The organism is Mesorhizobium sp. M1050 (assembly GCF_040318715.1).
In the GTDB taxonomy this organism is placed as follows: domain Bacteria; phylum Pseudomonadota; class Alphaproteobacteria; order Rhizobiales; family Rhizobiaceae; genus Mesorhizobium.
The window spans coordinates 172,538-179,716 of the sequence record NZ_JAMYMV010000008.1 but is presented as its reverse complement, the minus strand read 5'-3'; the positions used below and the strand labels follow the sequence as shown (position 1 = coordinate 179,716).

Here is a 7,179-nt window from a genome sequence, read left to right as displayed (position 1 = left end):
ATATTATCCCCCCCACCCCGACTAAAACACTCTCATTCGGTTTGTCTGGATCTTTTTTTAATAGCCCAACCACACTCGCACTACCTACTTTCAGGGCACGGGCGCGCGTTCCGCGGGCCCCCCTTCTTGCCTTTGCAGAGCGGGTTCCCATCTGCGCCCGGCGTATGAGGCCTTTTCCTGCAGGGAAAAACCGATTAGACAGCGCCGAAACCAGATGCGGACAGATTCCGCCCGCAACCGAAGGAAAAGCCCTTGTCCAGCACGTTCGACAAAGTCGCCAAGATCATTGCCGACACCAGCGAGATCGATCTCGACACCATCACCCCGGAGAGCCACACGATCGACGATCTCGGCATCGACAGCCTCGATTTCCTCGATATCGTCTTCGCCATCGACAAGGAATTCGGCATCAAGGTGCCGCTTGAAAAGTGGACCCAGGAGGTCAATGACGGCAAGGCTTCGACCGACGATTACTTCGTCATGAAGAACTTGTGCGCCAAGATCGACGCACTGGTCGCCGCCAAAACCGCCTGACGTCAGTTGAGCGCGCGACCTTGACGCGCTCTGCCGCCTGACCCACAAAGCCGCCCATGAGCAGCCCCCGCGACGTCATCATCACTGGTATCGGCCTGGTCTCCTCCTTGGGGGAAGGTCCGGACGCCCATTGGCAGAAGCTCGCGCAGCCGGGCCTGGAACCGGTGCTCGAAACCGCGCGCTTTTCGCCCTACACTATCCATCCTTTGCCGGAGATTGACTGGAACCTGCAGATCGCCAAGCGTGGCGACCAGCGCCAGATGGAAACCTGGCAGAGGCTTGGCACCTATGCCGCGGGACTTGCACTGGACGACGCCGGCATCAAGGGCAATGACGAACTCTGCACAACCATGGACATGGTCGTCGCCGCCGGTGGCGGCGAGCGCGACGAGGCGGTCGATGCTGCCATTCTCGCCGCTTCGGAAAGCCGCAACGACCGCGACGTGCTGCTCAACGAGAAGCTGACCACCGAATTGCGGCCTACTTTGTTCCTGGCCCAACTCTCCAACCTGCTCGCCGGCAACATCTCCATCGTCCACAAGGTGACGGGATCGTCCAGAACTTTCATGGGTGAGGAAGGTGCCGGCGTCGCCGCCGTCGAGACCGCCGCCGCACGCATCCGTTCCGGCCAGTCGACGCACATCCTGGTCGGCGGCGCCTTCCAGACCGAACATTCCGACATGCTGCTGGGCTATGAGCTTGCCGGCTATTTGCATCGCGGCCCGTGGAAACCCGTCTGGCAAAGACAGGGTGGCGAGGGCGGCGGCGTCGTGACCGGGTCTGGCGGCGCTTTCCTGGTGCTGGAGCAGCGCGAACACGCGATAAGCCGTGGGCGCAAAATCTATGCCGAGCTCGGGCCGGTGGTCTCCGGCCGCGCCAGGCGGCAGCGAGGAGAACTCGATATGGCGATCGCCGCGCTGCTCAAGCAGGCTGTATTGCCGAACGGCAAATTGCTGGCCCTGTCGGGCGCATCGGGCGCCCATGCCGCGACATCAGCCGAGAAAGCAGCACTCGATGCCAATCCGGCGATATCAGCGCGCGGTTTCTCGACGCTGACCGGACACATGAAGGAAGCACAGTTTCCCTTCGCCGTAGCGCTGGCGGCTCTCGCTGTCCACCGCAGGGCCGCCTATCCTGTTTTTGATGCCGCAGCCGAGAAGCCGTTCGAAGGCGTTCCCGCAACTGTCCTTGCAACGGCGGTCGGCTATCACCAATTCGAGGGCATGGCGCTGGTCAACACCGCCTGAGACGGCGCTCCGCAATCCATGCTGCAACGATAAGAAGTCGAGAACTCCCGGATGGCCAATCTGAACGATCACATGGGCAGGCCGATTGTCGCCGTCACCGGCATCGGCGTGGTGACCTCGCTTGGTGTCGGCAAGACAGACAATTGGGCGGCGTTGACCTCGGGAAAGTCAGGCATCCACCCGATCACGCGCTTTCCGATCGATCAACTGAACACCCGCATCTCCGGCATGGTCGATTTCCTGCCGTCGAGTTCGCAGGGCGCCAGCCCCCTCACATACGAGTTGGCCGAGCTTGCGGGCCTTGAAGCGGTGGCCGAAGCCGGTCTTGATTCCAGCGATTTCGGCGGACCGCTCTTCCTCGCCTCGCCACCGGTCGAACTCGATTGGGCCGAGCGCTTCTCGCTCTACAATTCCGGCAAGGACAAAGATGACACCGCCGCCGAAAAACTGCTTCGGGTGGCGCGCAGCTTGAAAGAGCTGGATATCTTCGAGACGACTCAGTTCGGTTCGATTGCCGACCGCCTTGCCGAACGCCTCGGCACACGCGGCCTGCCGATCACCCTGTCGACGGCTTGCGCTTCGGGTGCCACCGCGATTCAGCTCGGTGTCGAGGCGATTAGACGCGGCGAATGCGAACGCGCGCTGTCGATCGGCGCCGATGGCTCTGCCACCGCCGAGGCACTGATCCGATTCTCATTGCTTTCGGCGCTCTCCACGCACAACGACATTCCCGAAAAGGCATCGAAGCCTTTCTCCAAGGACCGCGACGGCTTCGTGCTGGCCGAGGGATCCGGGGCGCTCGTGTTGGAATCGCTCGAAGCGGCATTGTCTCGCGGCGCGACCATCCTCGGTATCCTGGGCGGTTGCGGCGAGAAGGCCGACGACTTCCACCGCACCCGTTCGAAGCCCGACGCTTCGCCGGCCATCGCCGCGGTTCGCACTGCTCTCGCCGACGCCGGCCTGAGGGAAGCCGAGATCGACTATGTCAATGCCCATGGCACGTCGACACCGGAAAACGACAAGATGGAACATCTGGCGCTGTCGACGGTGTTCGGCGAGCGGATCGGCTCGATGCCGGTCTCGTCGAACAAGTCGATGATCGGCCACACATTGTCGGCGGCGGGCGCAGTCGAGGCGGCGTTCTCGCTGATGACGATGCGCGAAAGCGTCATTCCGCCGACCATCAACTACGACAATCCGGACCCCGCGATCGTGCTCGACGTGGTGCCGAACAAGAAGCGCAATGCCGAGGTTCGCACGGTTCTGTCGAACTCCTTCGGCTTCGGCGGCCAGAACACTTGCCTTGTCATGGCGCGGGAACCGGTCTAAGCGACCTTTTTCAGCCAGACTGACCGACAGGCCCCATGCGCGCATTGCAACTTATCGAGGACCGCCGTCTTGAAACGGTGGACCTGCCGCCTCCCCCACCGCCGGCACTCGGCGAAGTCACGCTGCGCATCAAGGCGGTGGCGCTGAACCACATCGACGTCTGGGGCTGGCGCGGCATGGCGTTCGCCAAGCGCAAGCTTCCCCTGGTCGTCGGCGCGGAAGCTTCGGGCGAGGTCGAAGCGGTCGGCCCCGGTGTTTCCAGCCTGCTGCCCGGACAATTGGTGTCGATCTATGGTGCCCGCACCTGCGGGCTTTGCCGAGCCTGCCGCGAAGGCCGAGACAATCTTTGCGAGCATGTTTCGGGTGTTCACGGTTTCCATCTCGACGGCTTCGCGCAGGAGAAAATCAACCTGCCGGCTCGCCTGCTGGTTCCTGCGCCACCCGGCGTGACCGACGTCGGTGCCGCGGTGGCGCCCGTCACCTTCGGTACTGTCGAGCACATGCTGTTCGACAATGCCAGGCTGCAACCCGGCGAGACCATTCTCATCCATGCCGGCGGATCCGGCATCGGCTCGGCGGCTATCCAGTTGGCGAAGCGGATGGGCTGCATTGTTATCACCACGGTCGGTTCGAACGACAAGATCGACAAGGCCAAGGCGCTCGGCGCAGACCATGTCATCAACTACCGTGACGACCGTTTCGAGGGTGTCGTGCGCAAGCTGACCAAGAAGAAGGGCGTTGATGTCGTCTTCGAGCATGTCGGCGCCGATACTTTTGCCGCCTCGATGCTGTGCCTGAAGCGTGGCGGCCGCCTTGTGACCTGCGGTTCGACCTCCGGCGTGTCGACGCAGATCAACCTGATGCAGCTGTTCCAGCAGCAACTGAAACTGCTCGGCTCCTTCGGTTGTCGCATGGAGAACATGGCCAACGCCATGCAGAAGATGGCGGCAGGACAGGTCGCACCGGTCATCGACACCGAGGTCGACTTCGACGGTATCGATGCCGCCCTGAAGCGCATGGAAGGCCGCGACGTGTTCGGTAAGATCATCCTGCGCGTCGGCTAGAGCCTTGACCTCTGTGTTCAAGAAGTTTCGCCGGGACCTCAAATTTCGCTATGGCAGGCAGTTGCGCCAGCTCAACTACTGGCTGGTTGCGCGCGCGGCGATGACGATCATCTCGATCCTGCGTCTGCTGCCGGCCGATAGTGCGCTGAATTTCGCCGACCGCGTCGCACGCCGCGTCGGCCCCTGGGTGGGACGCCATCAGGTCGCCGTCGACAATCTGCGCAAGGCCTATCCGGAAAAGGGCGAAGCCGAAATCCAGGCGATCGCCTCCGACATGTGGGGCAACATGGCTCGTCTTGCCGCCGAATACATCTTTCTCGACGCCCTGTTCGATTACGATCCTGCCGCCAGCAAGCCCGGCCGCGTCGAGGTCAAGGGAACAGAGCATTTCGTCGAGATCGCAGGTGAACGGAAGCCGCATATCGTCTTCACCGGCCATCTCGGCAATTTCGAGTTGCTGCCGGTGGCGGCGGCGACCTTCGGCATGAACATCACGGCGCTGTTTCGGCCGCCCAACAATCCCTATCTCGCCGACTACATCCTCTCAACGCGTCGCTCGACCATGGGCTCATTGCTGCCGTCGATGGCCGGCGCCTCGTTCGCGCTGGCAGGGGTCCTGGAGAATGGCGGCAACATCGGCATCCTTGTCGATCAGAAATTCTCCAACGGCCTGGATACGACATTCTTCGGCCGCCCCTGCCAAAGCAATCGGGTGCTAGCCACTCTTGCCCGTCACTACGACTGCGACGTCTATCCGGCGCGCTGCGTCAGGCTGCCAGGCAACCGCTTCCGGCTCGAGATCGAGGACAAGTTGACATTGCCGCGCACCGCTGACGGAAGCGTCGATGTCCGCTCCACCACCCAGTATCTCAACGACGTGGTCGAACGCTGGGTACGCGAAGATCCCGGCCAATGGATGTGGTTCCACAAAAGGTGGGAGATCGGCGGCGGTCGGCGAAAGCGCCGGCCGAAGCCTGATCCGGCCGCAAACGCTTAAGCCGAGCCGCTGGCGAGGAGGTTAGTCCTACACCAGCAGATTATGCCCACCTCAGCGAACCTGAATCGCTTCAGTTGGTGACGACAATCCGCGTGTTGCCGAAACCCACTTCCCGCACCATCGAATAAAAGGTTGCGGCATTGGCCGTGTGCAGCCGCACGCAGCCGTGCGACGCCGGCCGACCGAGTTGCCTGACGGCACCGGTCCCGTGGATGGCATAGCCGCCATGGAAGAAGACGGAGTATGGCATCGGCGACATATGGTATTTGCGCGAATACCACATCCGTGCCGTACGCTGCGGCTTATAGCTGCCGCGCGGCGTGAAATAACCGGGACGCGCGGTGGACACGCTCCACCGGTAAACCGACAGGCCATATCTGACCGTCATCGTCTGCGACGACACGTCTATGTTTGCAACGAGGCTGGCTGCCCAGCCCTGCCCCGAAGCACCGAACAGCATCGCGACAAAAATGGCCGCCATGAGAACTGTCTTTTTCATGCGATCAAACCCCTTTGATTGCCCCTTACTTGCCTGCCATCACGTTGTTTTCACCTTTTTAATGGCAGGTGAACCGGGTAACACACACTCCTTGACCAATTCGCCAATCCAAAGCAGCCAATTTGAACGATTTCCCGCAATAGTTGCCGCAACGACACGCCGCTCGGGCTTGGTCACCGGTGGGCTTGCAAAATCAAGACGATCGTTGCTCAACTCTGCGCATGAACGAGCGACTCCTCCAGGCAATCGATATCAGGCGCGACGATGTCGTCGCGCTGACCGCCGATCTGATCCGTTTTCCCACCATCAACCCGCCCGGCGATGCCTACCAGCCATGCGCCGAATATCTCGGCGCGCGGCTGAAGAAGAGCGGTTTCGAGACCGAATTCATTCGCGCCGAAGGCACGCCCGGCGACACCGACCGCTACCCGCGCGTCAATGTCGTTGCCCGTTTCGACGGAAGGTCGCCCGGTGCCTGCGTCCACTTCAACTCGCACATCGATGTGGTCGAAGCCGGCGACGGCTGGACGGTCGATCCCTTTGCCGGTGTCGTCAGGGACGGCAAGGTCTATGGTCGCGGCGCCTGCGATATGAAGGGCGGCCTGGCCGCTTCGATCATCGCCGCCGAGGCCTTCCTGGAAGTCTTCCCCGACTTTCCCGGCGCTATCGAAATCTCCGGCACGGTCGACGAGGAGTCCGGTGGCTTCGGCGGCGTGGCCCATCTGGCCAGCCTCGGCTATTTCTCGAAACCCAGGGTCGACCACGTCATCATTCCCGAGCCGCTGAACAAGGATCGCATCTGTCTCGGTCATCGTGGAGTCTGGTGGGCGGAGATCGAGACCAAGGGCGAGATCGCGCATGGCTCAATGCCGTTCCTCGGCGACAATGCGGTGCGTCACATGGGCGCCGTGCTAAGGGCATTCGAGGACGAATTGTTCCCCGCACTCGACCGCAAGATGACGCGCATGCCGGTCGTGCCCGAAGGAGCAAAACGCTCGACCATGAACATCAATTCGATCCATGGCGGCCAGACCGAGGATTTCCGGCCAGGCCTGCCGTCGCCCAACGTACCCGATTCCTGCCGCCTGACCATCGATCGTCGCTTCCTGCTCGAGGAAGATCTCGATACCGTCAAAGCTGAAGTGACCGGCATTCTCGACCGCCTGAAACGCGAGCGGAAAAAATTCGACTATGAAATCCGCGACCTGATGGAAGTGCTGCCGCTGATGACGGAGCGCGACGCGACGGTGGTCAAGGCGGTGGCGCAAGGCATAATGGCGGTGTTCGACCGCGAACCCGACTACGTCATCTCGCCAGGCACCTACGACCAGAAGCACATTGCCCGCATCGGCCACATCTACGATTGCATCGCCTATGGTCCAGGCATTCTCGACCTCGCCCACCGGCCGGACGAATGGGTCGGGATATCGGACATGGTGGAAGCGGCCAAGGTGATGGCGATCGGGCTCAACGTGCTGCTGCGCGGCACAGCCGCGGGATAACGCGCGT

General features: G+C 62.0%; 7 protein-coding genes. 6 read left to right on the top strand and 1 reads right to left on the bottom strand.

Going from position 1 to position 7,179, the window contains the following annotated elements; all coding sequences use genetic code 11:
- Window positions 1-252: 252 nt before the first annotated feature.
- The 5 genes from NKH57_RS07745 to NKH57_RS07725 are packed head-to-tail and all read left to right on the top strand — an operon-like array spanning window position 253 to window position 5,171.
- Window positions 253-534, top strand: a complete 282-nt coding sequence (locus NKH57_RS07745; RefSeq protein WP_023757698.1) for an acyl carrier protein — start codon at window positions 253-255, stop codon at window positions 532-534.
- 56 nt (window positions 535-590) lie between these two features.
- Complete coding sequence (locus NKH57_RS07740; RefSeq protein ID WP_352604936.1) at window positions 591-1,781, top strand: beta-ketoacyl-ACP synthase; 1,191 nt, start codon at window positions 591-593, stop codon at window positions 1,779-1,781.
- Between the two features lie 51 nt (window positions 1,782-1,832).
- Entirely contained in the window at window positions 1,833-3,110 is a 1,278-nt protein-coding gene (locus NKH57_RS07735) for a beta-ketoacyl-ACP synthase (protein ID WP_352943178.1), read from the top strand.
- A 35-nt stretch (window positions 3,111-3,145) separates the two neighbouring features.
- Window positions 3,146-4,174 (top strand): zinc-binding dehydrogenase, encoded by a 1,029-nt coding sequence (locus NKH57_RS07730; protein ID WP_352943175.1) that lies wholly within the window; start codon window positions 3,146-3,148, stop codon window positions 4,172-4,174.
- A 13-nt stretch (window positions 4,175-4,187) separates the two neighbouring features.
- A complete protein-coding gene (locus tag NKH57_RS07725; protein WP_352943194.1) occupies window positions 4,188-5,171 on the top strand; it encodes a lipid A biosynthesis lauroyl acyltransferase in 984 nt (327 codons plus the stop codon).
- Window positions 5,172-5,241: 70 nt separating this feature from the next.
- Here the strand turns inward: NKH57_RS07725 and NKH57_RS07720 are convergent, their stop codons facing one another.
- Window positions 5,242-5,670 (bottom strand): L,D-transpeptidase, encoded by a 429-nt coding sequence (locus tag NKH57_RS07720; protein ID WP_352604942.1) that lies wholly within the window; start codon window positions 5,668-5,670, stop codon window positions 5,242-5,244.
- A gap of 221 nt (window positions 5,671-5,891) precedes the next feature.
- On the opposite strand from NKH57_RS07720, the gene NKH57_RS07715 reads away from it, so the two are divergent.
- On the top strand, window positions 5,892-7,172 hold the full coding sequence (locus NKH57_RS07715; protein ID WP_352943171.1) for an acetylornithine deacetylase/succinyl-diaminopimelate desuccinylase family protein: 1,281 nt from the start codon (window positions 5,892-5,894) through the stop codon (window positions 7,170-7,172).
- Window positions 7,173-7,179 lie beyond the last annotated feature (7 nt).

Coding starts and splice junctions, on each gene's coding strand:
- NKH57_RS07740 (WP_352604936.1), top strand. CDS start 591: ATGAGCAGCCCCCGCGACGTCATCATCACTGGTATCGGCCTGGTCTCC.
- NKH57_RS07735 (WP_352943178.1), top strand. CDS start 1,833: ATGGCCAATCTGAACGATCACATGGGCAGGCCGATTGTCGCCGTCACC.
- NKH57_RS07730 (WP_352943175.1), top strand. CDS start 3,146: ATGCGCGCATTGCAACTTATCGAGGACCGCCGTCTTGAAACGGTGGAC.
- NKH57_RS07720 (WP_352604942.1), bottom strand. CDS start 5,670: ATGAAAAAGACAGTTCTCATGGCGGCCATTTTTGTCGCGATGCTGTTC.
- NKH57_RS07715 (WP_352943171.1), top strand. CDS start 5,892: ATGAACGAGCGACTCCTCCAGGCAATCGATATCAGGCGCGACGATGTC.